Raw genomic sequence first — 23,499 nt, forward strand, 5'->3', positions numbered from 1 at the left:
GCTGCCGAACCGAAGGTGCGAAACCAGCTCTGCCGTTGCTGGTTACCGATTCTAACTCACGCCCAGCAACTCTCGCAGCACGGGCAGCACCCGCCGGCCGCGCTCCACATCGATATCGACAGCTGCAGTAGCGGTGCGGGCCGCGGGGCCGCCGGCGGCCAGTGCCAGCACCTGCTGCCGCTCGGGCTGACTGAAATCGGTGAAGGCGCGGCGCAGCAGGGGCACCACTTCCTGAAAAACCGTTTCGTCCAGGTCGCTCAGCCACGCGTCGAGCAGGTCGAAGAGCGTGCGGTTGTGAATGAGCAGCAGGCCGCTGCCGCGCAGAAAACCCTCGATCCAGGCGGTGGCGTAGGCGGTGGGCTGAGCGGGCGCCAGGGCCAACCCGAGCAGGCGGGCGGTGTCGTCGGCGTCCAGCTGCTGGGCATCGAAGAGCAGGCGGGCGGTGGCACCGGCGAGCAGGCCACTGCTGGCCGCCTGCCGGGCCACGGCGAGCAGAGCCCCGTACCAGTCGGCCTGCTGGGCTTCGTCGGGCAGCAGGCGCACGGCGTGGTGGGCCGCTTCAATGCGCTCCAGCAGCTGCCGGGCCGCGTCGTCATCGAGGCCGGTGCAGGTGCGCGGCAGCGAGATGCACAGGCGCGGCACCAGGTGGTGCACTACCTGCCCGACCTGGCCGGCTTCGGTGCGGCGCACGTTGCCGTAGCGCAGCACATTCACCAGCGGGGGCAGGGCCGCGAGCAGGTGGGCCACGTCGCGGGTGCCGGCGCTGAGCGTTTCCAGCCGCGCCACCAGCGCGGGCAGGGCCGGGGCCAGGTCGGCGTGCAGGGCTTCTTCCAGCAGCTGGCTGATCTGGCCCAGGTCGGCGGCCTCCTGGGCGCGGTGGGCTGCGGCCCCGCTGGCGGCGGCCAGTACCGAGTTGCCCCAGCGGCCGGCCTCCAGCACCTGCAGCACCAGCTCGGGCCGCCACTGCACGCTCCAGACTTCGTGAAACGTGCCGCTCTTGCCCTGCACGCGCTGCGGCTTGCCCCAGCGGATGCCCAGCAGCTGCAGGCGGTGCAGCAAGTGGCTGCGGCTCAGGTCGAGGTCTTTGCGCAGGTCGAGGGCCAGGGTTTTCTGGACCGCTTCGGGTTTCATGCGCAGGGCTTTTTGCTGTTGGGCCAAATCCTGCTGCAGGGGCGAGGCCGGTAGTTCGTCGGGTACTTCGCCCAGCTTCTCGCCGATGACGAGCTGCTGGTGCACCAGCCCCAGCGCCTCGGCGTAGCCGCCCCCGAAAATGCTCACGGCCGCCTCTTCCAGCTCTTCGATGCCGGGCAGGGCCAGCCCGCGCACGGCCGCCAGGGCGTCGGCCAGCCGCACGCCCTCGATGGCGTGGGCCGACGACGCGTCGATCTGCGCGGCCCGCAGCAGGTGCGCGGCCCGCACCATCCAGTGCGTCACCACCTGCGCGTGCGGCTGCTCAAACAGCAGCTCGTACCAGGCCGGGGAAAGGATGCCCGCACCGTAGCCCGACTGCCGGGCCAGCCGCTCGTAGGTCCAGGGCACCCAGGTGGCTTCGGTCGTTACTTTCTTCAGGCCTTTGAGGCGGGCTTTATCGTCTTTGGCGTAGGCGGGCAACTGCCCGGCGCCGAGCACCGGCGCGTGCCAGGCCCCGCACACCACCGCCACGCGCTGGTAGCCCTGCTTCAGGGTGTTGCGGAGCGTCTCGCGCATGTAGGCTTCGCGCAGCAGCGTCTCTTTGGACTCGGGCTGGGCCAGCTCCTCGCGCAGCGCCGTCATCATCTGTAGCACCACCTCAAACGCATCGGCGTGGCCGGCCGAGTGCTCAATGCGGGCTTCCCACCACCGCTCCCCGTCGGTGTAGCCATCGAGGCGGGCAAGGTGGGCAATGGGGTCGAGCGTCAGCGGAACCTCGACCGCGGGTTCCTGCTCCGAAAGAGCGGGCGTGCCTGCCGGGGTATTTTCAGCGTCTGCTGTGTGGGCTGGTTCGTCGGCGGCTTCCGGTGTGGCGCCCTCGGGGGCCTGAGCTGCGGGCACGTGCTCCACCGAGTCGGGCAGGGCAAAGCGCAGCGTCATGGGCAGATCGAAGCAGCGCAGGTGGGCGCCGTGCTGCTGGCACCAGAGCGCTGCCTGCCACTCCGGCGAAAAACGCGCAAAGGGCAGAAACGTGGCCTGCGTGTGCTGCTTGGGGTTGTACAGGAGCAGGGCTACCGGGGGCTGCAGGGCCGGGTCGGCTACCAGCGCCAGCGCTTTTTCGCCGTCGGCGGGGCACTCCAGCAGTACGATATCGGGCTGGTACTCGTCCAGGGCCTTGAGCAGAGAGGCCGTGCTGCCGGGGCCGTGGTGGCGGATGCCGAAGAGGCGGAGGTCGGTGGGCATATCAGCGGGCAGGATTCTGGTACAGGATGTCGGAGCGCAGCACGTACTTGCGGCCTTCCAGGACGGGGCAGCCCTTGTGGCGCAGCTCGTGGCGGAAGCACAGCGCCGCCCCGCGTTGGGGCGTCACCGTCAGGTCTTCGAATTCCGTCGCGCCGCCCCGAAAATCGTCGTTGAGGTAAAGCAGAAACGTCCAGCGGCTGGTTGCTTCGCCGGCCTGCACGCTGCCGTCCTTGTGCTTGTTGAACCGCTCACCCACGTCGTAGCGGTAGAAGCGAAACTGCTCGTAGAGGCCCACAGGCGCGGCACCATCGGGCTCAGTGGGCAGCAGCGGTTGCAGCCGTGGCCAGAAAGCCGCGGCCAGCGCCGCATCGGTGTACTCCAGGCGGTAGTTGTTGCGGATGCCCTTTATCAGCTGCGCGCCGCCGGGCAAGGCCACCCCCGCTTCGGCAAAGCCCAACTGCTCGCTGCGGGCCATCAGCTCGGTGCATTCGGCCGGCGAGAGAAACGCCGGAATTTCCAGGATGGAATCGGTCAGGTAGTGTGGGCGCATGGAACGGGTGGGAATGGCGGAGGCTACTTAGCAGAACCTGAAGGGGCGTCTGAACTGCATGACGGCTGGGTTGCAGGTGGCTTGCGGCGCAAGAATAAGCACAAGCCCCGAACCAGCCGCGTCAGCAGTCGTGGTCTTCGTAGCGGCTGACGGAAAAGCCCGCCTGCTCCAGCGCCGCCGCCAGCTTCGGCAGGCCCGGGGCGCCGTAGCGGTCCGACAGGCGCAAATCCCCCGCCGATAGCGCCATGTACCCGGCGCCCTTGGCCGGATGGATGGTGAGCAGCTCCACGGCCGGAGCGCCGGTGTGGGCCAGCACCACCGTGTCGTAGTGCGTCGAAAGGGCCCAGGCCGCCTGGCCGGGCACCGGCCAAAGGGCTACCTGCTCGTTGCGCAGCCGGCCTTGCAGCGGGGCCGGCGTTTTGAGCAGGCCATCCTGGTACAGCGCCCGCTGCGACTGGCGCCAATGGGTTTCCGTCACAGGCACGCCGGTGGGCAGGGGGGTATGGTCGTAGCCGAAGATTCGCTGCTGTTGTTGGGTATCAAATACTTGCGCGCGCGTTGTCAGCTGGCTGAAGCGGGCCGCCAGCGCGGCGGACGCTGCCTGCGCCGCTTCGTAGAAGGGCCGCGCGGCCGTCAGCTCGTCCTGCCAGTCGAAGTACAGGCCCGCCGACGCCAGACCGGATTCTGCTTGGCGCACGCCCCCGAATACCGACAGGCCCACGCTCAGCAACGGGCCTGCCCACTTGGCCGTGTACGCCACGCTGCTCCAGCCGCCGTGAGCGAAAGAAGTTGGTCCGGCCTGACTTGGCGGCCCCAATACGTGCGTAAGCGAAGTCACCCAGTACGCCGGATCGGCGGGACCGGTGCCGGCGTGGTCGGGCGGCGTAGCCAGCTCGTAGCTCACCTCCATGACGGGCTTGCGGCGGGCCGGCCCGCGCAGGTTGCACTCCACTGCCGGCAGCCCCAGCACCGCGCGGCAGGCGCAGCGCAGGTTGGGCCAGCCGCCGAAGGGCCGCAGCCACGGCCGCGGCGAGAGCAGTGCCTCGGCCTCATCCAGGCTGACTCCCCAGGGAATCAGCTGATCATCGATGGGGAAGTGGCGCGGGTCGAAGGACAGGGGCGAGGAGGTATGAGCCAAGCGGATGCAGAAGCTAACGGGGCCTACAAGCCACGAGGCCGGAGTGAAACATACTATCTAATGCTATGAAGCAGCGAGGCCTGGAACTCCCGTGCGGAGCCTGCCCAGCGCACAGGCGCAACGCACACCCAAGGACTATCCTCAGTCGGCTGCAAACTCCTGCGGGTAGCCCTCGGGGTGCACGGGCGCCAGCTCCACGACGATTTCGTCGCTAAGCAAGGCCGTGTCCGCGCTGGCCGCTTCGTAGCTGCGCACCACGGCCGCGAGCCAGCTGGTGAGGTCGGGGAAGAGCACGGTGCGGGCCTCCCAGTCGTGCCAGTGCTCCATGATCTGCCCCGCCCGGCCGGTGAAGGTGCCTTCCAGATCCACGCAGACGTGGTCTCCGCCGCCGTTTTCCAGGAAGGGCACCCAGCTCGTCCGCCACCAGTTGTGCGTAAAGTCACCGTCGGCCAGCAGCTCGTTGTTGACGCGCATGCTTTCGGTCACGCTTTCGAGGGACTGCAGGCAGTTGTTCTGAAAAAAGCTGTTGTAATCCTGCTGCCCGTCGTGCCAGCCAAACCACTGCCGCAGCTCCGGCGTCAAGGTCAGCTCAAATTCCGCTTCAAACGCGGCTAGCTCGGCCTCGGAGGCGGGCGGGTTCAGCGTGGCGTAGTAGTCGGGGCGGTGTTGCTGCAGCAGCTCGTCGAGGCGGCGGAGTAGGCGGACGAAGTCGGGGGAGGCGGCCATAGAATGGATTTACTAGTAGTGATTCACGCAAACCAAGCGGGCAGCCGCGGCATCGTAGTACATCAGCACGCTGTTGCCATCGGCAAAGTACGGGCTGGCCGGGGCCAGGCCAACGGGGTGTAGGGTGGCCAGGTCGAGCCCGGGCAACAGGTACGCTTGGTTGGCTTGCATTTCCGCGTCTGCGCTGCCAAAATCGGGGTGCGAGGCGGGCAGAAAGAACGCGCCCGGGGCTTCGCGCCAGCCCCGCAGCCAGGCATTAAGGCTCTGGAAGCGGCCGGTGCGCCGGTACTGCTCCCGCACGTAGTGAAAGCCCCGGAAGGTGCTCAGAAAGTACTCCGCGTCGAACTCCGGGGTGGTGGGCCAGCCGGCCGGGGGCGGGCCGAGGAGTTGCTCCAGGCTGCCCGCGCCGAGGTATGCCGCTTCGTGTGCCTGCCAATCGGCGGCTAGTTGGTCGTAGCCGGCTGCTACGGCTGCGTGGCCGCGGAACACGCGCACATCGCCGGCGAAGACTAGCTGCCCGCCCCGCAGCTCAAAGGTGCTCACATGCGCCGAGGCCGCCGCGCCGGCATAGGCTTCGTCGTACCACAGGCCGTTGGTCGAGAGCACCGGCAAGGCCAGCTCGGGCGGCAGGCCCGGTACGCCCTGCACCAGGCACAGCGGGTAGAAGAAGCCCCGCCACTGGGCTGCATCGGCCAGGACCGCTTGCAAGGCCGGGTAGGGCGTGATGATCATCCCGCGAAATGCTCAAACGTGGTATTCATCGGCGCAACCCCCATTTCCTGTACCAGCAACTGCTCGAACTCGGCCTGCGGCAGCAACGTGTCGATGGTGTAGCGGCGGCGCGGGAGCACCACGGTTTCCTGTTGCAGCGGCCGGGTATAAACTTTCGTCAGCAGCGCGTGCCAGGCCGGTCGCAGGTACGGGCGGATGGCCTCGGCCGCCCGCAGCAAATCGGCCCGCAGCTCCTCGAAGCCGGCGTAGCCTTCCAGGGCGTACTCATCAAAGGAGGTAGCCCGGTCCAGCATTTCGCGGAAAATGAAGGCTTCCATCGAAGGGGCCACCACGGTGGTTTGGTTATCGTCGTGCAGCGAAAGCGTCACCGGCAGCTCCGCGTCGGCGGCGAGGGTGGGGCAGAAGGCGTACAGGTCGCCGCCACCGGTCTGGCCCAGCGGCACGAAGCGGCAGCCTGGGTCCCAGTCCTCGGGCAATTCCCACGTTAGCACATCTTCGGGGCGGTACAGCTCAAAGTCCTGGGCGAAGAGCAGCACCGGCGGCCGTTGGCTCAGGCGCGGGAAGATGTCCCGCTGCCAGGTGGGGTTGGGAAAGCCGCCGTCCAGAAACCAGTCGAGCATCCCGTCGTGGTAGAGACGGTGGTACAGCGCGGGCAGCGGCGTCTCGTATTTGCGCTCGATGGCGGCTAGCAGGTCGGCCATAGTGGAAGTGACACGTTTGCGTTACTCTACCACCTCCCGGCAGGCCCGGTACAGGTCTTTCCACCCGTCGCGCTCCTTCACCACGGTTTCCAGGTATTCCAGCCACACCACGCGGTCCTGCACCGGGTCTTTCACCACGGCGCCGGTGAGGCCGGCGGCCAGGTCGGCGGCCTGCAGGGTGCCGTCGCCGAAGTAGGCGGCCAGGGCCAAGCCGCTGTTGAGCACCGAAATGGCCTCGCCGGTGCTCAGCGTACCGCTGGGGCTTTTGAGCTTGGTTTTGCCGTTTTCCGTCACGCCGCCGCGCAGCTCCCGGAACACCGTCACCAAGCGGCTGATCTGCTCCAGGGCGGCCGTGGTGGGCGGCAGCTGCAGGGCCCGGCCGGTTTTCTCCACTCGGCTCTGCACAATCTGTACTTCCTCGGCTACCGACGTGGGCAGGGGCAGCACCACGGTGTTGAAGCGGCGGCGCAGGGCGCTGCTCAGTTCGTTCACGCCCTTGTCCCGGTCGTTGGCGGTGGCAATGACGTTGAAGCCGCGCGTGGCCTGCACTTCGGTGGCCAGTTCCGGCACGGGCAGCACCTTTTCGGAGAGAACGGTGATGAGTGTATCCTGCACGTCGGCGGGAATGCGCGTCAGCTCCTCGATGCGTACCAAAGAGCCTTCCTGCATGCCCTTGAGCAGAGGTGAGGGTACCAGGGCCGCGGCCGACGGCCCTTCGGCAATCAGGCGGGCGTAGTTCCAGGAGTAGCGGATAGCGTCCTCGGAGGTGCCGGCCGTGCCCTGAATCAGCAGGTTGGAATGCCCGCTGATGGCCGCCGTCAGGTGCTCCGACACCCAGCTTTTGGCCGTGCCCGGCACGCCCAGCAGCAGCAGGGCGCGGTCGGTTGCCAGCGTGGCCACCGCTATTTCCATCAGCCGGCGCTGCCCGATGTACTTGGGCTCGATTTCGAGGCCGCTGTCGAGGGTGCCGCCGAGCAGATAAGTGACCACGGCCCAGGGCGAGAGTTGCCAGCCCGGCGGCTTGGGACGGTCGTCGGCGGCGCGCAGGGTGGCCAGTTCTTTGGCGTACTGCACCTCGGCGTGCGGGCGCAGGATGTTATCGGTGGCGGTGGACATGGCGGAGTAAGGATGAGCTAAAGCTACGAAGTGGGCGGGCCGAAGTGGTTCGGTCCGCGGGCCGATTGTTCGGGCGGAGAAATCAGTTGTCGGGGCCGGGGGCTTCCGTCAGCGTCTGTTCGAGCCGGTGGCGAAACCCGAGGGCGTCCAGCAGCTGCGTGATGGGTGTGCTATCAGCGTCGTACAGCGCGCTCAGAGCCGCGGTACACAGCTCGTATTGCGCGGGCGGCACGGCCAGCTGCATGTGTCGCAGTAGCTGCGTGAGGTGGCCCGAGCGGAACAGAAACACGTAGCGGGCGTGGTCGGAAGAAGCCAGAGTATTGGCGATAATGGCCAGCGCGGCGCGGGTCAGCGCTGCGGGCCAGGGGCCCGGAATGGCCAGCATCAGGCTTTCCCAACGGGCCGGCGCCTGGCTGAAGCGCGGCTCCGGCGGCAGGGCGCCGAGTAGCACCTGCGCCGCTTCGGCCGCGCCGAGTTTTTCCGCCACGGCCGACAGTACTTGCAAGGGCTCCGGGGCGTGGTCGAGCTGAAACTGCAGGTAGGCCCGCAGCCAAGCGGGTGAGGGGTGTAGCAGCAGGGCCTGCCGCCATCCCGTCAGCAAGAGCTCGACCCACTCACTCGTGGCTGCCAGCACCAACAGCTGCTCGGGGCTTAGCTGCCAGTGGGCGCTCCACCGCTCGGGCGGAAGCAGGGCCAGCATCTGCCCCAGCCAGGCCGCTTTTTCGCCCCCGAAGCGGCTGTCTTTCGGCTCGATGCCCTGGGCTTGCCAGCTGGCGTCCCAGGCAGCGGGTAGCTCCACCGCCAGCGCGGCGGGCGGCCCCGACAGCGTCAGCAGGGCTGTGGCTTGCTGCCACAGCCGCTCCACCAGCGCGTTGCCGGGCGTGCGCACGAGCAGCGGCGCTACCGCCTGGCGCACCTCCTTGCTTTTGGAGCCGAGGTAGACTTCCAGCAGCGGGGCGTCGGCGGCGCTGAGCCCGGTTGCCAGCGTCGACAGTAGCAGCGCCTGATTTTTGGCTGGTTCCTGCGGGAGGGCAGCCGCCAGCAGCTCCCGGGCCCGGGCGGCGTCGTGGCCGCGCAGCTCGGCAAGAAAGCGTTGGCGCTGGGCCAGCGTACCCGATTCCCACGCTGCTTCATCGGGCGCGGCGGCGAGGAGCAGCGGCGCCCAGCCCGGGTTCAGCGCCGCCAGCCAGCGGCCTCGCTCGCCCAGCACCCGGGCGGCGGCCTCCTGCACCGGGCGGTGGCTGCTGGCGTAGGCCAGCAGCTGCGGCAGCAAGCGGTGCGGTACCCGGCGGCCCCGTTCGCCGAGGCTGCGGAGGTAGCCAGGCAGCAGGTCGGCGGAGGCCCCATCCAGCAGTTGCTGGAGCAGATCAGCGCCCTGCGGGCCGAGGGCCGGTTGGCTTTCGGCGGCGGCCGGTGCTGGTGGGGTTACCGTAGCAGCCGGGGCCTGAAAGCCGGCTTTGCGCATCAGCCCCAGGGCACCGGCCGCGCGCAGCACCTGGGCTTCGCGCACGGCGTCGGCCGTAGCCGGAAGGTCGGGCAACGATGGCACGGCCTCGCCGCTTTGGCGGGTGCCAAGCAGCGCCACGCGCAGCAGCTGCGGCCAATCAGCGGATGGGTTCATAGCGGCGAGCCAGCGGCAAAAGCAACGGGTGAATAGGTGAGGGGCAGGAAGGCGCGGCCGTTCCACTCCCCAAACACGGTAAGTGGGTGGCCGCCGCTGGCCGCCAGCAGGTCCCAGGCTTGCCCCGTAGGCGTGCGCAGCGGCAATTGAACCCCGCTCGGCGGGTGCAGCAGCACCGTGTCGCCGTCGGGCAGCGGCACGGGCACGACCTCCGTGAGCGTGGACGGCCACTCGCGCAGCCAGGGCAGCTGGCCCAGGGCCGTGGCGTAATCGTCCAGCAAGGCGGCCGGGTTGCTGCCAGGCGGCAGAGCGCGTTGCGGCGCCAAGCCGGTAAACGTCCAGATGGTGCCCACGACGGCGCGCAGCGGCAGGCTGCCGGGGTAGAAGGCCAGGCCACCGCGGTACTGCCCGCCGGGCACCAGCGGCGTGGCAAAGGGCTGGCCGCCAAAGGCGTATTCGAGTACCAGCGCGTAGCGGCCGGTGTGCTGCCCCCACAGCCAGCTGCGCCGCACCAGCAGGCGGTCCTCCTCAGCCGTGGCCTGCCCCACCACCAGCCACTCGTCGCTGATAGTGGGCTGGCGGCTCAGCACGTCATCTTTCTTGACGTTGACGCCCACCAACTGCAGCACGTCCTGGCGCAGGCCATCGGGCAGCTGCGCCAGCCGCTGCAAGGCCCCGGCGAGCAGGTGCAATTCGCCGAGGCGGGCCAGCAGGCGCTCGGGCCAGTCGAGCCCGGCGTAGCGCAAGGCCGGCAGCTCCCGCAGCACGCCCGCCAGGCCCGGCAGCTGGTCGTCGACGAGGCGGGCGGCCTGGTTTTCCCAGTAGCTGAGCGGCTGCTTTTCCGTTTGGGCCAGGCCGGTGCTGATGAGGTCCTGCAGCCACACCAGCAACTCGGCGGCGCCGCGCTGCATACGCTCCAAGCGCTGCGGGCTGACTTCGCCGCTGGGCTCCGGGGGGTGCGTTGTGGTGGCTGGGGCAGCTGGCGCGGCTTCAACTTCTTTGGCGGCCTTTTTCTCCTGGGTTTGCTGGCGCTGCGTCAGCCACTCGGCCAGCCAGGCAGGCACGGCGGCTTCGGGCAGCAGCTCGGGCTGCCGGGCCAACAGCAGGAGCAGGCCCGCGCCGTGCTTGCAGGGAAATACCCGGCTCGGGCAGCTGCATTTAAATGCTGGTCCGCTGAGGTCCAGGGCCACCTGGTAGGGTCGTGAGCCGCTGCCGGCGCAATGGCCCCAGGCCGCGGTGGCGGTGCGGCCCAGCTCGCTCCAATGCCGCGGCGCGGCCAGCTCGAGGCCGCGCTTCAGCGTGCCGGAATCGGTAATTAGGGCGCGGGCCTGCTCTTCGGTCCACAACATGCGGGCAAGGGGAAGTCGGATACTACAAACCGCCGCGTTCCGGGAAAGGCGCGGCGGCAGGCAAGTTAGCGGGGCACCGGTAATGCCCCTTCGCATGCATGAAGGATTATTATAACGACTCGTGCAGCGGTGGGAAGGTCCTTCCTGCGTCAGGATGACAAACCATGAGCTGGTAGCAGGATTCTCTCAGCGGCTTCCTCGCTTCGGAAGCTGCCGAAGGCGAGCAGCTGCTCCGCCCAGCCTCAGGCCGAAAACTCCTGCCCGCAGTGCTGGCAGCGAAACAGCTCGGTGCCGGCGTAAAACAGGCGTTTGTACCACGGCTGCCGCGTTTGCTCGGGCCACACGTGGTAGGAGCCGCAGTGGGGGCAGCGCACGGCGGCGCGCTCGGTGCGCTGCTGCTCGAATTCCTGCACGATGGGCCGGGCGGTGGCTACGTCTTCTTCCTCCACCAGCAGCCGGTAGTAGAGCCCGTCGCCGAAGGGTAGGGTGGCTGGGCCGTAGTTCTTGACCAGGCTCACCACCGCCGCTTCGTCGTGGAGCCGGCGGTACAGGCCCACGGCTTCGGTGTAAGTAAGGTATTCGGCAACGGCGACGAGCATCGGGGGCAAAGGTAGCGGGCGGGGCGCCCGGATGCGTGTCGCGTCAAGGCCCGGCCGCAAAAGAAAAGCCGCCGCTTAGCGCCGGCGCCGGGCCGGGGCGGCCTGCAGGCGGCTGCGCAGCCGTAGCACGTACACGAGCAGGCCCAGGCTGAGCGCGGCCAGCCCCGCGGCCAGCAACTGCGGCGTGGTGCGGGTGGCTTCGGCGTCGCGCACAGCGGCTTCAGCGTCGCGCAGCTTCTTTTCGCGCTGCTTATCGCGCAGCTCCAGGTTGGCAATCTGGTTTTCGAGGTCGTAAAAACGCTCCTTGGTCGAGGTCTGGTCGGTTTGGGCCACGGTCACCTGTTGCTCGGCCTGCTGCTTTTGGGCCACGATGTTGGCCGTACGCCGCAGCTCACTGGCTTTGAGCGCCTGCACGATTTCCGTGTCCTTGCGGATGATGCCTTTCAGCGCGTCAATCACCTCCTGCAGATCCTTCTTAGAAGGCTTGTTGGCCAGAAAAGCGTTGCGCTGGGCGTTGGCCGCCTCGTACTCTTTGATCAGGGTTTCACGCTCCTGAATCAAGCGGGGTAGGGCGTCGTCCGGGGAAGTGGGCGTCTGGGCCGAAGTCGTGGTGGCCAGCAGCAGGGCGCCGGCCAGGAGCCGGGCGGCAGAGGAGCGGGAAAGGGGCAGCAAAGCGGAAAGCGTCATGCGGTAAAATTCAGGCGGGTAAACAAGCCAGGGGTTGGGGCAGGCCGTTGGAGGCGTAACTCGGCAGCATGAACCGCTACCTATACGCAGCTATTGCCGCGACGACGGCCCTGGCCTCGGCTTGCGCCGGCTCCAAAGCTACCACGGCCACCTCCGAATAACGGCCCGCGCCTGACCGGCTCCAGCAACGCCCCGCAAAGCTACTACGACAACGCCCGCCGTACCGTCGTGCCCTTTACCCTGACGGAAACCAGCACCGACGCCGACTACGGCTACACCGACTATAAACCCGTGTGCGTAGGCGGCGTGAAAGACAACGCCTGCGTCCGCAACGAGCAGCGCTTTCTCAACGCCCTGCGTGGCCCCGAAGGCCAGGAAATCAGCTACCGCCGCCTCGGCAGCTGCTGCAGCTTGAAACCCCAACGGCTTGATTGACAACATAGTTATGCTCGACGTGTACCAGCTCACCTGGACCGGCAGCGACCAGCCCGTCAAAATCTACCTCAACTGCTACGACAGCCAATCCCTGCGCATTCCCAAGGGCCTGCGCGTGGCCGGCCTGTAGGCGGAGCAGCAGCTCTAGTGTCTGCCTGATCATGCGCCAACGTCTTGGCCTGCAGCCACAAGTGCGCCGAATCATTTGACAGCCGCGTGGGATGCCTGCGGAGCCTCCCACGCTTGGCGGTAGGAAGAGGGAAACGTGTGTTAATCAGGCGGCTGCCTGCTGCCGGGCCCGCCCCACCCGTGGTTTTTTGTAGAACAGCAGAATCAGGATGGGTAGCAAGGTCAGCTCGGCCACCACGCCAAACAGCAAGGTCAGGCCGATCAGCAGGCCCACGTAGAAGGTGCCGTCGAAGGAGGAAAACAGCAGCGTGCTGAAGCCGCCCACCAGAATCAGCGAGGTGACAATGACCGCCTTGCCCGCCAGCCGGTAGGTGTGGCTCACGGCGCGCTTCACCGTGGGCTCCTTGCCCAGCATCAGGCGCAGCTTGCTGATGAAGTGGATGGTGTCGTCGACGGCAATGCCGAAGGCAATGGTGAAGATGATGCTGGTGCTGACTTTCATGGGCACGCCGCACAGGCCCATTACGCCGCCCACCACCACGATGGGCAGCAGGTTCGGAATCAGCACCACCGGCACCATGCGCAGGGAGCGGAACAGCAGCAGCACGATGGCCGTGACCATGAGCACGTCCATGCCGATGCCCAGCAGCATGTCGCGCGTCAGGTTCTGGTTGTTTTTGTCGATGAGCAGAGCCGAGCCGGTCTGGCGGGTGCGCAGCACGGTGGAGTCGACGTTGGTTACTAAGAAGCGGCGCAGTCCTTTGTTCAGGCCGGCCACCGTCACGCTGCCCGGGTCGGGCATGCGGCCCGTCAGGCGGCCTTCGCGGGCGTCTTCCAGCGCCAGGGCCCGAAACTCGGGCTGCTTGCGCAGCAGCCGCACCTTGCGCAGCAGGCGTTGCAGCTCGGCCTCGGAGGCGGGCAGGCGGTATTCTTCCAGCGCGCCGCCGTTCAGGGCCTTGCGCACGGACTTCACCACCGTCACCGGCGAGGCCACGAAGCGCAGGCCGTAGCCGCGCTGCAGGTAATGCTCGATTTGCTCCGTCTCGCGCAGTACCGCCAGGTCATACACCGTGCGCCCACCCTGGGGCAGCAGGTGCATCTCGAAGGGGCGCACGCCGGCAAACTCCCGCTCGAAAAACCGAAAATCCAGCTGCACCGGGTCGTCGTCGGCCAGGTCATCGAGCAGGCGCGACTCGATGCGCACCCGGCTGGCCGCCGCCAGACTCCCTACCACCAGCACGGCCGCCGCGGCCATGATCCAGCGGCGGCGCAGCAGCACCAGGCGCAGCAGGCGCGTGAGCGGGCCGTCCCAGCTGCGGCCCGCGCCGTGGCGCTGCTGGGGCCGCGGCAGCAGCACGAGCAGCGCCGGCAACAAGGTAAACGTCAGCCCGTAGGCCAGCAGCACCGCCAGCCCGGTGTACAGACCGAAGTTGTGAATGGGCCGGATGTGGCTGGCCGTCAGGGTAAAAAAGCCCAGCGAAGTCGTCAGCGCCGACAGCCCCGAGCCGAACATGGATTCGCGCATGCTGATGCGCAGCGCGGGCACGGTGTCGGTGCCTTCGCCGCGTTCCGTGACGTAGCGTGTGAGCAGGTGCACCGAGTCGGCAATGCCCACCACGCACATCATCACCGGCAGCAGGGCCGTCATCAGGTCGATGCCCGAGCCGAACCAACCCACCAGTGCCAGCCCGCCGATGGTGGCCCCGGCTACCACGGCCAGCGGCAGCACCACGCCCCACCACGCCCGGAAGGTGAGCCAGAGCAGCCCCATCACCAGCAGCACCGACAAGGACACGAACACGGCCATTTCCACCTTCAGCCGGTCCACAAACACCGACTGCGCCACCAGCTTGCCGCCCAGGTGCACCTGCTCCTCCGTGAAGCCCAGGCGCCGCAGCTCCGTGTTCAGGTTGGCCATCAGCGTGTCGCCGGGCGGTTTGCTGAGGTCGGGCGTGGTCTGGAGCACCACCGTCACGGCGCGGGCATCGGGCGCAAACAGGTTGCCCACCAAGCCCGGCGTGCGGTAAATCAGGCTGGAGTCCTGGGCCCGCACGGCTGGGTCGGTCAGCTGCGCCACGTGCAGGTAGGGCACGTTGAACACGCCCAGGCCTTCCACCACCGGGTTGCTGGCCGTGGTGGGCGACAACACGTGCCGCACGTTGGCCTGGCGCTGGGCAAAATCAGTGAAGCGCGCTACCCGCCGGGCAAAAGCTGGGTCCAAGGCCGTGCGGCCCGCGGGCGTTTCCAGGCCCACCAGCACGTAGTCGTTGTCGTTGCCGAAGCGCTGGCTGTAGTCCTGGTAGTAGGCCAGGTCCGGGTCGCCGCTGGGATAGAAGTCGTTGAAATTGTAGTTGAAGCGCAGCCGTAGCAGCCCGGTGAGGGCCACCAGGCCCAGCACGGCCAGCGCGGTAAGGGTGAAGTAACTCAGGGAGCGGGGACGAAGCACGCAGCAGGGCTAAAATGAACCGGCGGGAGTATCAAAGGCATTCTGTATTTTGGGGCCGGCGCTGAGCCAACCGCCCATTTCCAGCTTTTGTTTCTTCTCACCCTCTCCAATTTCCACCCCATGAAAAACGCCCTGCTCGCCCTGGCCCTGTTCGCCTTCGTCGGCACTGCCTCTGCCCACGACCACGACGGCAAAGCCAAGGACAAAAAAGGCAAGAAAGAAGCCTGCTCGACCGAAATGAAGGCCAGCTGCGCTGCTAAAGGCGCTACCGCCGGCACGCCGTCGTGCTGCATGAAGAAGGGCGCTTCGGCCTCGGCCGCCAGCAGCACCGACGCCAAGCCCGCCGCCTCGGCTACCAAGTCGCTGTAAGCGGTAAAACGAATAACTAAGCCCGGTTTCACCACGTGGGGCCGGGCTTTTGTATGCCCGCCAACCAGCTTGCCCGCTAGGCTAACTGTTGCGGTTATTTCGGAGTAGCTGTATATAAATACTGATATTTTGTCGTTAACTTATCCTGTTTGCCGCCGAGCCGTATCAAGGCTGTACGACCCTATTTCCAGCTTGTAAAAGTACCCGCCGGAAGCCGGCGTGGTAGTAAGCTCTATGAACTCAAACGATTGGTCCCAACAGTTCACGTCCTTTCTTACTTCCGGCAGCTTTGCCCAACCGGGCGAGCCAACTACTTCTACCGGGGGGTATTTCTTTGACCCGACTGCCACGGCTCCCGAGGGCGGCCAGGAGCCCGGCAGTATCACCGATGGCTACCAACTATTTTACGATCAGCTGCCGGCCGCCTGCTGCGTGGTGCGCGCCGACGGGTGCATTGCCCAAGTCAACAAGCAAGCCTGCACGCTGCTCGGGCTGACGCCGGCGCGTCTGGTCGGGCGCCCTTTTTTGCAGCTGATCGAGCCCACCAAACGTCTGGCTTTTGCCAGCGGCTTCTCGCGCCTGCTGCGCACCCAGGAGCCGGTGTCCGGCGAAGAAACCCTGCTGCTGGCCGATGGCAGCCCGCGCCGCGTGCACTTCAAAGCCGTGGGCCGCACCAGGCCCGATGGCCAACTGCTTTGCCATCTGGTACTGCTGGATGTCACCCAGGCCTACCACGAGTCCCAGGCCCTGGCGGCGAGCGAACGGAAATTCCGGCAGCTGTTTGAGCAGAGCACCGACGCGGCGGCCCTGATGCAGCACGAACGGTTTATCGACTGCAACGAGGCGGTGCTGACCCTGCTCGGCGCCACCCGCAAAGACCAAATCATCGGGCACTATCCCTGGGACATGGCCCCGCCCGAACAGCGGCCCGGCGTGAGCTCCGAGCAGTACTTCCGCAACTCGGTGGCGGCCGCGCTGCAGCTGGGCTCCAAGCGCTGCGAGGGCATTCTGTGCCGGGTCACGGGCCAGTGCATGTGGGTGGAAGCCGTCCTGACGCCGCTTACCGATGGCGCCGAGCCGCTGCTGCACGTGGTGTGGCGCGACATCACGGCCCAAAAACAAGAGGAGCGGCGCCTGCGCGAGTGCGAAGAGCGGCTGCGCCTGCTGCAAACGGCTACCGGCGCCGGGCAATGGAGCTGGGAGCTGACCTCCAATAAGTTCGTCGGCGACGCCCGTACGCTGGCCTATCTGGGCTGGGAAGCGGCCCCGGCGCCTTCGTTCGACGCGTTTCTGACGGCCCTGCACCCCGACGATGTGCCGGCTGTGAAGGCGGCTCTGGCCGGTGCGCAGGAGCAGGGCGAGTGGCCGCAGCAGTCCTTCCGTGTGCTCTGGCCCGATGGATCGGTGCACGCCGTTACGGCCAATGGCTGGCTCAGTCACGACGCCTTCGGCGAGCCGCAGCGCCTGCTCGGGGTGCTGCAGCCGGCCCCGCAGTAAGCGCGGCCGTTAGCGCCCCCGGTAGTCGGTAATAGCGCCCTCGCAGATCCAGTTGGCCAGCGCCTGCCGGTTTTGGGCCAGCACGAAGCGCCGCTGGTCCTTGCTGTTGCGGATGTTGCCCAGCTCGATGAACACCGTCGGGGCGTAGCTGTTGCGCACCACGTACAGGCTGGTGCGCGGCGACACCGTGCCCACGTAAGGCCGGTTGGGCTGGTAGCGCAGGTAGCGGTGCTTAAACACTTGGTGAATGTTTTTGGCCAGGCGCAGCCCCACGGCACTCTTCTCGTGGTGGTAGAAAAACACGTCGGTGTTCAGGCCCGCGCTGCGGCTGTCGACGTGAATGGTAATCATGCGCTGATAGGTTTTGCGGCCGTAGCGTCCGTGCAGGCGGTTTACGGCGTTGGTGTACTGGCGCAGGCGCGCCACGTGGCCCAGCGGAATCGTCAGGTTCGGGTAGGTCAGCTCGTCCGAGTCCATTTTCAGCACCCCTTCGTCGCGAATGCCGTCGTTGGGGTCCTGCACAATCATGTGCACCGTGGCCCCGTGCTCCAGCAGCACCCGTGCCAGTCGGATGGTCACGTCGTAGGCATATTCGTCTTCGGCCAGCTTGGCCGTGCCGTACTGGCCCACCGCGCCCGGGTCGGGCCCGCCGTGCCCCGACATGAGGTAGAACACGGCTCCGCGCAGGGCCTGGTCGCTGGCCGTGGGCCGGCCATACTTGCCAAACAGCACGGCCGTCGACCCGCTGCGGCCCTTCACCGCCGTGACTTTTTCGGAGGTGGCTTTTGTCGCTACGGCCTTGCGCGTTGTGGCCTTGGGCGTGGCCTTGCGCAGGGGCAAACGGTAGCTTTTGCCAGCTCGCAGGCTGTTGCGTGGGCCGAGCAAGGGCTTGTTCAGCGCCACAAAATCCCGCTCGTAGAGCCGTGGGTTCAGCCCGTGGCGCACCAGCAATGTCGAAATCACGTCGCCTCGCTTCGGTACCACCTTGCGATACTGCTGGCTGAAGGCGGCAACTGGAATGAGCAGGAAAAGGAGCAGAAGTATTCGCAAGACGGCGGGCGGACAAAGGGAAGGACGTACCGGCACGGCAGCGTCGGAAGGAACCTAGCGCAAAAATAGTAATGTAGGTTACCTAGTCCGGAATATTCCTGCGCTGGGCAGGCAAGGCTTCGGGTTGGATCAGCACGAGCCTGTTACTCCTATGGGAGAAGCCTGGGTGGCAGTGCGGCAAAGGAATCTGCCAAGCCCCTGCGCCGGAAGTAATTTACATAGTATGTTATTAGGATATAAGAATATTTAAACTAAGTTTAGCCACAGCTCATCCATTAATAATTACTTATGGAATTGATTGACCAACTCTCTAATCTTGCTTCGCGGGTGCAGAAGCAGGTGGGACACATTCAGACGGAGGAAGCTACCAAAAACGCTCTGGTACTGCCATTTATCAACGCGCTCGGCTACAACGTATTCGATCCGACGGAGGTAGTTCCGGAGTTTATCTGCGACATCGGCACGAAGAAGGGTGAGAAAGTAGATTATGCCATTTTTCGGGACGGCAAACCTATTATGCTCATCGAGTGCAAACACGTTGGGGCCGATTTGAACGTCAACCACGCGGGGCAGCTCTTCCGCTACTTCCACGTCACGGAGGCGCGTATTGCCATCCTCACGAACGGGGTGACTTACAAGCTCTTTACTGACTTGGAGCAGCCGAACAAGATGGATGAGCGCCCATTCCTGGAGTTTGATCTGTTCAATTTCCATGAAAATGACGTTACGGAGCTAAAGAAGCTTAGCAAAGCCACGTTCAGCATTGATGACATGTTGTTCGCGGCGTACAACCTGAAGTACATGCGCGCCTTCAAAAAGTATTTTGAGGAGCAATTCAATCAGCCTTCGGCCGACTTCATTCATTTTGTGTCGAAGCAGATTTACGATGGGGTATTGACCCCGAAGCTCAAGGAGCAATTCAGTGCTTTGGTGCACCGCTCGTTTCACCAGTTCCTTAATGATAAAATCAATTTTAGGCTTCGGGCGGCCTTGGTAGATCCAACGGGCCCTGTGGTTTCAGCCCCGGAGTTCGAAGCTGCAAAGGCAGAAGTAGCCGTTGCAACTGCCGATGCAGATGGCAAAGACAAGGATATTGTAACGACGGTCGAAGAAACGGAAGGCTTTATGATTGTGCGGGCTATCCTGCGCAAGCTGGTTTCCGTCACGCGGGTTGTCATGCGCGACGTGCAGTCGTATTGCGGCATTCTTTTAGACGACAACAACCGCAAACCCATCTGCCGCCTCCACTTCAACGGCAGCAAAAAATTTGTCACGTTGTTCGACGTGGAAGGTGGTGAAAGAGTTGATATCGACTCATTGGATGATTTGTATGGATTGGCTTCCCGGATTCGGGCAGCTGTTGAGCGTCACGAATCCAAGGGGAAAGAAGCTGCCATAGCTTAAAGGATACGCGAGCATACCGCCAGAACCGGAAGCCGCCTTGAACCAAGGCGGCTTTCTCTATTTTTGCCGGCTACCCCAATCAGCCACGCCGCCATGCAGCAATACCTCAGCCTCGTTCAGCACATCCTCGACCACGGCACCCCCAAAACCGACCGTACCGGTACGGGCACCTTGTCGGTGTTCGGCCACCAGATGCGCTTCGATTTGCAGCAGGGCTTTCCGCTGGTCACCACCAAGAAAGTGCACCTGAAGAGCATCATCTACGAGCTGCTCTGGTTTCTGCGCGGCGACACCAACACGGCCTACCTCAAGGAGCACGGCGTGAGTATCTGGGACGAGTGGGCCGATGCGCAGGGGGAGCTGGGACCCGTGTACGGCAAGCAGTGGCGCAGCTGGCCCGACGGCCGCGGCGGCCACATCGACCAGATTCAGCAGGTCCTGGAACAGCTGCGCCGCTCGCCCGATTCGCGCCGCATCCTCGTCTCGGCTTGGAACGTGGCCGAGCTCGACCAGATGGCCCTGATGCCCTGCCACGCACTATTCCAGTTCTACGTGGCCGATGGCAAGCTCTCGTGCCAGCTCTACCAGCGCTCCGCCGACGTATTCCTGGGCGTGCCCTTCAACATTGCCAGCTACGCCCTGCTCACGCTGATGGTGGCCCAGGTGACCGGCCTGCAACCCGGCGAGTTCATCTGGACCGGTGGCGATACGCACCTGTACACCAATCATCTGGAGCAAGCTCGCCTGCAGCTGACGCGCGCGCCGCGCCCACTGCCGCAAATGCGCCTGAACCCGGCCGTAACTGACTTGTTGGCTTTCCAGTTCGAAGACTTCAAGCTCGAAAACTATGACCCCTGGCCCGCCATTAAAGCACCGGTGGCAGTATAAGCCCGTTGGGGCTGCTATAACCGGTGCTGCCACGCTGCCTAGGCTGTGTTTGAAAAGTCGTTTTTAGGCTTATTGAACGTCATGCTGAGCGGGGTCGAAGCATCTTTACCGCTTGTCTGAACTTACTCAATGAAGGGCTAGGGGTGCTTCAACTCCGCTCAGCAACCTGGCTTCTTTGCGACGGGCCCTGGCTCCGCTTAGTTGTCTTAAGGGCTGCTAGGAGGGGCTTATTTTTCACTCACTCCAGGCGTCTGAGACACAAGACAGATGAGAGGAGGACTAGGCGTTTTGTTACACTATTCGCCACTGGCGGCTATCTAAGTATAGGGTTGTGATAATGTTTTGCAATTTTTGTATTTTGTGCATTGTTAGCAGCAATAATGCGGGTTGATTGGCAAGGAGTCCAGTCGGAAAAAATAAAATAGCTAAAGTCGTATAAGCCTTTTTATGTGGCTTAAGCAGGTTTATTGAGGAGCAAAATCATATTTTTATGGGATTGAAGAATCGTTTTGCTTCTTTGTATCGTTGTAGGACAAAGTAAGGATAGCTCACAGCTGCTTCCTGCTTATTTATTCAGAAAAAGGCCCAATCTTTGTGTTGGGAAAAGTAAATCTGCCCGCCAGAATCCAATCAAACGGCGCAGACGTAAACAACGCCGTGATTTCCACCCCCACCACCCATTTGTCTGCCGCGCTCGATAGTTGCCCGTTGCCGCGTCGCCACCGTGTGCTGATTGCCTTGTACGCGCTGGAGCTGGGGCGGCAGTCACGGGCTGAGATTATGGCCGTCAACGACGTGACCGATGCCGACCTGGCTGAGTTTCAGGCCGACTGGCAGCGTATGCGCCGCCGGCGCGCTGCTACGGCTGCGTAGCTGCCTCCCGGTAGCGTAGCAAATCCACTAATGGATGCTGCGCCGCAAATTCTTGCCCGTCAATGGCCTGCACCAACCGGATTCCGGCGACGTTGGCCGTAAACACGGCTTCGGCTGCTAGTAAGGCTGTCAGGGGAAATAGGTCCATGTGGCAGCGAATTCCTGCGGCCTCGGCCACTTGCAACAGACGAGCCCGCCGCACCCCAGCTACGCAGCCCGTCTCCAGGGCCGGGGTAAATAACTCGTTCTGCCGAATCCAAAATACCGCCGCCGCTACAGCTTCGGCCACGTGGCCGTGGGCATCGAGCAGCAGCAGCTCGTCGAGGCCGCGGGCCGCGCGCTCCTGGGCGGCCAGAACGTAGTGCAGGGCATAGGGGCCCTTGCAGAACGATACCGGCGAAAAATGCGTCCGGATGCTGTGGGCAATGCCGGCCCGACCAACGGGGGCATCGTTCGGCACGTGCGGAGTGGCCGTGGCCAGCCAATGCGTTTCGGAAGTAGCCGGAGTGTACAGGCCGCCGCCCGCGCGCCACAGCTGCAGGCGCAGACGCACCGCGCCCGTGGTGGGCGGCTGGGCATCGGCCAAAGCTTGCAGCGTGCCCGTAAGCTGCGCGACGGAGCTGAGGCTGGGCGGTAAGCTGAGGTGCAGAACGCGGGCAGCCTGCTGCATCCGCGCGAGGTGCTCGGCGGCCCAGCGCAGGCGGCCGGCTTCGTAAATCATGGTTTCGAAAAAGCCGTCGTTGAACTGCAGGCCGCGGTTGGGCAGCGCCAGCTGCACCTCGCGGGCGGGCAGCAGCGTGCCGTCCAGCAGGGCATACCCGTCGCTCATACCAGCGCAAATTTTTTGCCGGGCAGAGCCCGCACCACGCCCCGGAATTCCAGCCCCAGCAACAGCGTCGAAACCTGGTTAATGGGTAGCTGGGCCTGCCAGCTCAGCTCGTCGATCTGCTTTTCCTTGTGCGCCAGCAACACTTCCAGCAGTCGGAATTCATCCGGGCTGAAATCGGCGGGGTTGAGGCTCGGAGCAGCAGGAGTGGGCTGCAGGGCACCGTCCCAGTTGAGCAGCTGCTCTACGTCCTGCGGGCCGGTGTAGATGACCGCCTGCTGGTTACGGATGAGGTGGTTGCAGCCTTCGGAGGCGGGCTGATCCAGGCGCCCGGGCACGGCCAGCACCTCGCGGTTGTAGTCCTGGGCCAGTTCGGCGGTGATGAGTGCGCCGCCTTTCTTCGCCGCTTCCACCACCACGGTGGCATCGGTAAGGCCGGCAATGATGCGGTTGCGCGCCGGGAAGTTGTACTTGTCGGGCTGGGTGCCGAAGGGGAATTCGGTGAGCAGGCCGCCTTGCTCCAGCATCTTTTCGGCCGTGCGGCGGTGGGCCGCAGGATAAATAATATCCAGGCCCGTAGCCATAACGCCAATGGTGGGCAGGCCTTCCTGCAGGGCCGCCCGGTGCGCCACGATGTCGATGCCGTAGGCCAGGCCGCTGACGATGAGCGGCTGGTAGGGAGCCACGCCTTTGATGAGCTTTTCCGTCTGCTCGCGGCCGTAGTCGGTGGCTTGGCGGGTGCCTACCACGGCTAGGGTGCGCGGCGCGTTGAGGTCGGCTGTGCCCTGGTAGTAGAGCAAGGCCGGCGCGTCGGGCACGGGGCGCAGGCGGGCGGGGTAGTCGGGACGGGTGTAGTAAAGCAGCTGCACGCCATCCTTTTCGGCGCGGCGCAGCATCTGCTCGGCCTGGCGCAGGGCCGGGGCCGCGTTGCGCAGCACGTTCACCAGCGCGGGGCCCACGCCGGGCACTTTCAGCAGCTTGGCCGGAGGGGCATCAAGTACATTCTGAGCGGAGCCGAGGTAGGCAATGAGCTGGCGGGTGACCAGCGGGCCTACACCTGGCAGTAAGGTCAGAGCAACTTCGGATAGGAAGTCAGGGTTTGTAGAGGTGTTATTCATGCACAGTTTAGATACGAAGCCTAATTCTTATTCGCACCACTTCCAGTTTGGCTGATTCACTAATTTCTTAACGAACTCATGACCCCGGAGTAAGGTGCCAAAGTTATTGTCAATCAAGAGTTTGTCTCGGTTTCCAATGCAAGTCAGTGCCTGCTTAAGTAAGCCCAGTCCGCGATAAGGAACATGGTAGATGATAGGGTTGGAGAGCGTGGCATAAATCAACTGGGCGGCTTCTATGTCCACTTCGGAATCGGGCTGATTAATGTAAACATGGCCTGTAGCGGCCTCTATTATCAAGTCGCCAGAAGCGTTGTGCTCAATAAGAAACGCAGGGAAGCATTGGGTCAGTTGAGCCTTAAACTCTGGCAATGAATCTGGGCTACTAGCCAGAATATTGACGGCTTCCATCACCCATTGCCCTGCTGCTTGCCCGCCACGTCCAGCTCCTTGCGCAGCTGCACCAGGAAGTTGCGCACCTTTTCCAGGGAGTGAATCACGTCCACCTTTTCCTTAAGCTGGGGGCCGCGCTGCTTCATGATGTCGCGGGCGCCGGGAATGGTGTAGCCGCGCTCCTTCACCAGGTGGTAAATCGTGCGGAACGTCTCGATGTCCTGCGGGGAGTAGAGGCGGTTGCCCTTCTTGCTCTTGCGCGGCTTCAGGTCGTCGAACTCCGTTTCCCAGAAGCGGATCAGCGAGGGCGCCACGTCGAACTGCGCGGCCACTTCGCCGATGGTGTAGTACTGCTTCTCGATGTCGCGCTCTTTGTAGGGCATGATGTAGAACTGAGACCGTAGAAATGAGAGGTGAGAAGCAGGCGTAATCAAGCAGAAAAGGCCGTCAGAACAGGTCTCGGTTCTGACTTCTCATTTCTC

The 23,499-nt window shown here is 64.7% G+C and carries 24 protein-coding genes; 7 read left to right on the top strand and 17 right to left on the bottom strand.

Annotated elements, in window-relative coordinates; all coding sequences use genetic code 11:
- Nucleotides 1-51 precede the first annotated feature (51 nt).
- From B0919_RS09280 to B0919_RS09330, 11 genes are all read right to left on the bottom strand, one after another.
- On the bottom strand, nt 52-2,373 hold the full coding sequence (locus B0919_RS09280) for a DUF5682 family protein (RefSeq protein ID WP_078011953.1): 2,322 nt from the start codon (nt 2,371-2,373) through the stop codon (nt 52-54).
- A 1-nt stretch (nt 2,374) separates the two neighbouring features.
- Nucleotides 2,375-2,923 (bottom strand): prolyl hydroxylase family protein, encoded by a 549-nt coding sequence (locus tag B0919_RS09285; RefSeq protein WP_078011954.1) that lies wholly within the window; start codon nt 2,921-2,923, stop codon nt 2,375-2,377.
- 121 nt (nt 2,924-3,044) lie between these two features.
- Complete coding sequence (locus B0919_RS09290; RefSeq protein ID WP_078011955.1) at nt 3,045-4,061, bottom strand: hypothetical protein; 1,017 nt, start codon at nt 4,059-4,061, stop codon at nt 3,045-3,047.
- A gap of 141 nt (nt 4,062-4,202) precedes the next feature.
- Complete coding sequence (locus B0919_RS09295; RefSeq protein WP_078011956.1) at nt 4,203-4,787, bottom strand: SMI1/KNR4 family protein; 585 nt, start codon at nt 4,785-4,787, stop codon at nt 4,203-4,205.
- A gap of 12 nt (nt 4,788-4,799) precedes the next feature.
- Nucleotides 4,800-5,519 (bottom strand): hypothetical protein, encoded by a 720-nt coding sequence (locus tag B0919_RS09300; protein ID WP_078011957.1) that lies wholly within the window; start codon nt 5,517-5,519, stop codon nt 4,800-4,802.
- The gene (locus B0919_RS09305) at nt 5,516-6,220 is read right to left on the bottom strand and encodes an SMI1/KNR4 family protein (RefSeq protein ID WP_078011958.1); all 705 of its coding nucleotides are present in this window, start codon (nt 6,218-6,220) and stop codon (nt 5,516-5,518) included. Before B0919_RS09305 ends, B0919_RS09300 begins: the two co-directional genes overlap by 4 nt.
- Before the next feature lie 21 nt (nt 6,221-6,241).
- A complete protein-coding gene (locus B0919_RS09310; RefSeq protein WP_078011959.1) occupies nt 6,242-7,336 on the bottom strand; it encodes an ATP-binding protein in 1,095 nt (364 codons plus the stop codon).
- Nucleotides 7,337-7,418: 82 nt separating this feature from the next.
- Nucleotides 7,419-8,957 (bottom strand): DUF5691 domain-containing protein, encoded by a 1,539-nt coding sequence (locus B0919_RS09315; protein ID WP_078011960.1) that lies wholly within the window; start codon nt 8,955-8,957, stop codon nt 7,419-7,421.
- On the bottom strand, nt 8,954-10,306 hold the full coding sequence (locus B0919_RS09320; protein ID WP_078011961.1) for a hypothetical protein: 1,353 nt from the start codon (nt 10,304-10,306) through the stop codon (nt 8,954-8,956). The genes B0919_RS09315 and B0919_RS09320 overlap by 4 nt, the downstream gene beginning before the upstream one ends.
- Before the next feature lie 242 nt (nt 10,307-10,548).
- Nucleotides 10,549-10,905: a hypothetical protein gene (locus B0919_RS09325; protein ID WP_078011962.1), complete on the bottom strand. Its 357-nt coding sequence runs from the start codon at nt 10,903-10,905 to the stop codon at nt 10,549-10,551.
- Nucleotides 10,906-10,980: 75 nt separating this feature from the next.
- Nucleotides 10,981-11,592, bottom strand: a complete 612-nt coding sequence (locus B0919_RS09330; protein WP_078011963.1) for a hypothetical protein — start codon at nt 11,590-11,592, stop codon at nt 10,981-10,983.
- A gap of 228 nt (nt 11,593-11,820) precedes the next feature.
- Between B0919_RS09330 and B0919_RS09335 the strand changes: the two genes are divergently transcribed.
- Both B0919_RS09335 and B0919_RS25195 read left to right on the top strand, forming a co-directional pair.
- Entirely contained in the window at nt 11,821-12,027 is a 207-nt protein-coding gene (locus B0919_RS09335) for a hypothetical protein (protein WP_078011964.1), read from the top strand.
- Nucleotides 12,020-12,157 carry a hypothetical protein gene (locus tag B0919_RS25195; RefSeq protein WP_176132950.1) on the top strand — a complete coding sequence of 46 codons (138 nt, stop codon included), beginning with the start codon at nt 12,020-12,022 and terminating at the stop codon, nt 12,155-12,157. The genes B0919_RS09335 and B0919_RS25195 overlap by 8 nt, the downstream gene beginning before the upstream one ends.
- A gap of 144 nt (nt 12,158-12,301) precedes the next feature.
- Here B0919_RS25195 and B0919_RS09340 read toward each other — a convergent pair whose 3' ends face one another.
- A complete protein-coding gene (locus B0919_RS09340; RefSeq protein WP_254846529.1) occupies nt 12,302-14,602 on the bottom strand; it encodes an efflux RND transporter permease subunit in 2,301 nt (766 codons plus the stop codon).
- A 120-nt stretch (nt 14,603-14,722) separates the two neighbouring features.
- Here B0919_RS09340 and B0919_RS09345 point away from each other — a divergent pair, with 120 nt between their 5' ends.
- Both B0919_RS09345 and B0919_RS09350 read left to right on the top strand, forming a co-directional pair.
- Nucleotides 14,723-14,971 carry a hypothetical protein gene (locus B0919_RS09345; protein WP_078011965.1) on the top strand — a complete coding sequence of 83 codons (249 nt, stop codon included), beginning with the start codon at nt 14,723-14,725 and terminating at the stop codon, nt 14,969-14,971.
- 234 nt (nt 14,972-15,205) lie between these two features.
- Nucleotides 15,206-16,468 (top strand): PAS domain S-box protein, encoded by a 1,263-nt coding sequence (locus B0919_RS09350; RefSeq protein ID WP_139362017.1) that lies wholly within the window; start codon nt 15,206-15,208, stop codon nt 16,466-16,468.
- 9 nt (nt 16,469-16,477) lie between these two features.
- Here B0919_RS09350 and B0919_RS25665 read toward each other — a convergent pair whose 3' ends face one another.
- Nucleotides 16,478-17,518, bottom strand: a complete 1,041-nt coding sequence (locus B0919_RS25665) for an N-acetylmuramoyl-L-alanine amidase (RefSeq protein ID WP_317043890.1) — start codon at nt 17,516-17,518, stop codon at nt 16,478-16,480.
- Between the two features lie 288 nt (nt 17,519-17,806).
- Between B0919_RS25665 and B0919_RS09360 the strand changes: the two genes are divergently transcribed.
- The 3 genes from B0919_RS09360 to B0919_RS25200 all read left to right on the top strand — a co-directional run bounded on the left by B0919_RS09360 (nt 17,807) and on the right by B0919_RS25200 (nt 20,683).
- Entirely contained in the window at nt 17,807-18,922 is a 1,116-nt protein-coding gene (locus B0919_RS09360) for a type I restriction endonuclease (protein WP_078011967.1), read from the top strand.
- 93 nt (nt 18,923-19,015) lie between these two features.
- Nucleotides 19,016-19,810 (top strand): thymidylate synthase, encoded by a 795-nt coding sequence (locus B0919_RS09365; RefSeq protein WP_078011968.1) that lies wholly within the window; start codon nt 19,016-19,018, stop codon nt 19,808-19,810.
- A 726-nt stretch (nt 19,811-20,536) separates the two neighbouring features.
- Entirely contained in the window at nt 20,537-20,683 is a 147-nt protein-coding gene (locus B0919_RS25200; protein ID WP_176132952.1) for a hypothetical protein, read from the top strand.
- On the opposite strand, the gene B0919_RS09370 is transcribed toward B0919_RS25200, so the two are convergent.
- The 4 genes from B0919_RS09370 to B0919_RS09385 are packed head-to-tail and all read right to left on the bottom strand — an operon-like array spanning nt 20,670 to nt 23,400.
- The gene (locus tag B0919_RS09370) at nt 20,670-21,512 is read right to left on the bottom strand and encodes an aminotransferase class IV (protein WP_078011969.1); all 843 of its coding nucleotides are present in this window, start codon (nt 21,510-21,512) and stop codon (nt 20,670-20,672) included. The genes B0919_RS25200 and B0919_RS09370 overlap by 14 nt on opposite strands.
- A complete protein-coding gene (gene dprA, locus B0919_RS09375) occupies nt 21,509-22,627 on the bottom strand; it encodes a DNA-processing protein DprA (protein WP_078011970.1) in 1,119 nt (372 codons plus the stop codon). Before dprA ends, B0919_RS09370 begins: the two co-directional genes overlap by 4 nt.
- Before the next feature lie 27 nt (nt 22,628-22,654).
- A complete protein-coding gene (locus B0919_RS09380) occupies nt 22,655-23,035 on the bottom strand; it encodes a hypothetical protein (RefSeq protein WP_139362018.1) in 381 nt (126 codons plus the stop codon).
- Nucleotides 23,035-23,400 carry a MerR family transcriptional regulator gene (locus B0919_RS09385; protein WP_078011972.1) on the bottom strand — a complete coding sequence of 122 codons (366 nt, stop codon included), beginning with the start codon at nt 23,398-23,400 and terminating at the stop codon, nt 23,035-23,037. Before B0919_RS09385 ends, B0919_RS09380 begins: the two co-directional genes overlap by 1 nt.
- Nucleotides 23,401-23,499 lie beyond the last annotated feature (99 nt).

The sequence above is a fragment of the Hymenobacter sp. CRA2 genome, from assembly GCF_002007105.1.
Taxonomy (GTDB): Bacteria; Bacteroidota; Bacteroidia; order Cytophagales; family Hymenobacteraceae; genus Solirubrum.

What these genes read in the sequence shown, in the direction of transcription:
- B0919_RS09280 (WP_078011953.1), bottom strand. Translation starts at nt 2,373, where the DNA reads ATGCCCACCGACCTCCGCCTCTTCGGCATCCGCCACCACGGCCCCGGC.
- B0919_RS09285 (WP_078011954.1), bottom strand. Translation starts at nt 2,923, where the DNA reads ATGCGCCCACACTACCTGACCGATTCCATCCTGGAAATTCCGGCGTTT.
- B0919_RS09295 (WP_078011956.1), bottom strand. Translation starts at nt 4,787, where the DNA reads ATGGCCGCCTCCCCCGACTTCGTCCGCCTACTCCGCCGCCTCGACGAG.
- B0919_RS09300 (WP_078011957.1), bottom strand. Translation starts at nt 5,519, where the DNA reads ATGATCATCACGCCCTACCCGGCCTTGCAAGCGGTCCTGGCCGATGCA.
- B0919_RS09305 (WP_078011958.1), bottom strand. Translation starts at nt 6,220, where the DNA reads ATGGCCGACCTGCTAGCCGCCATCGAGCGCAAATACGAGACGCCGCTG.
- B0919_RS09310 (WP_078011959.1), bottom strand. Translation starts at nt 7,336, where the DNA reads ATGTCCACCGCCACCGATAACATCCTGCGCCCGCACGCCGAGGTGCAG.
- B0919_RS09315 (WP_078011960.1), bottom strand. Translation starts at nt 8,957, where the DNA reads ATGAACCCATCCGCTGATTGGCCGCAGCTGCTGCGCGTGGCGCTGCTT.
- B0919_RS09320 (WP_078011961.1), bottom strand. Translation starts at nt 10,306, where the DNA reads ATGTTGTGGACCGAAGAGCAGGCCCGCGCCCTAATTACCGATTCCGGC.
- B0919_RS09325 (WP_078011962.1), bottom strand. Translation starts at nt 10,905, where the DNA reads ATGCTCGTCGCCGTTGCCGAATACCTTACTTACACCGAAGCCGTGGGC.
- B0919_RS09330 (WP_078011963.1), bottom strand. Translation starts at nt 11,592, where the DNA reads ATGACGCTTTCCGCTTTGCTGCCCCTTTCCCGCTCCTCTGCCGCCCGG.
- B0919_RS09345 (WP_078011965.1), top strand. Translation starts at nt 14,723, where the DNA reads ATGAAAAACGCCCTGCTCGCCCTGGCCCTGTTCGCCTTCGTCGGCACT.
- B0919_RS09350 (WP_139362017.1), top strand. Translation starts at nt 15,206, where the DNA reads ATGAACTCAAACGATTGGTCCCAACAGTTCACGTCCTTTCTTACTTCC.
- B0919_RS09360 (WP_078011967.1), top strand. Translation starts at nt 17,807, where the DNA reads ATGGAATTGATTGACCAACTCTCTAATCTTGCTTCGCGGGTGCAGAAG.
- B0919_RS09365 (WP_078011968.1), top strand. Translation starts at nt 19,016, where the DNA reads ATGCAGCAATACCTCAGCCTCGTTCAGCACATCCTCGACCACGGCACC.
- B0919_RS09370 (WP_078011969.1), bottom strand. Translation starts at nt 21,512, where the DNA reads ATGAGCGACGGGTATGCCCTGCTGGACGGCACGCTGCTGCCCGCCCGC.
- dprA (WP_078011970.1), bottom strand. Translation starts at nt 22,627, where the DNA reads ATGAATAACACCTCTACAAACCCTGACTTCCTATCCGAAGTTGCTCTG.
- B0919_RS09380 (WP_139362018.1), bottom strand. Translation starts at nt 23,035, where the DNA reads ATGGAAGCCGTCAATATTCTGGCTAGTAGCCCAGATTCATTGCCAGAG.
- B0919_RS09385 (WP_078011972.1), bottom strand. Translation starts at nt 23,400, where the DNA reads ATGCCCTACAAAGAGCGCGACATCGAGAAGCAGTACTACACCATCGGC.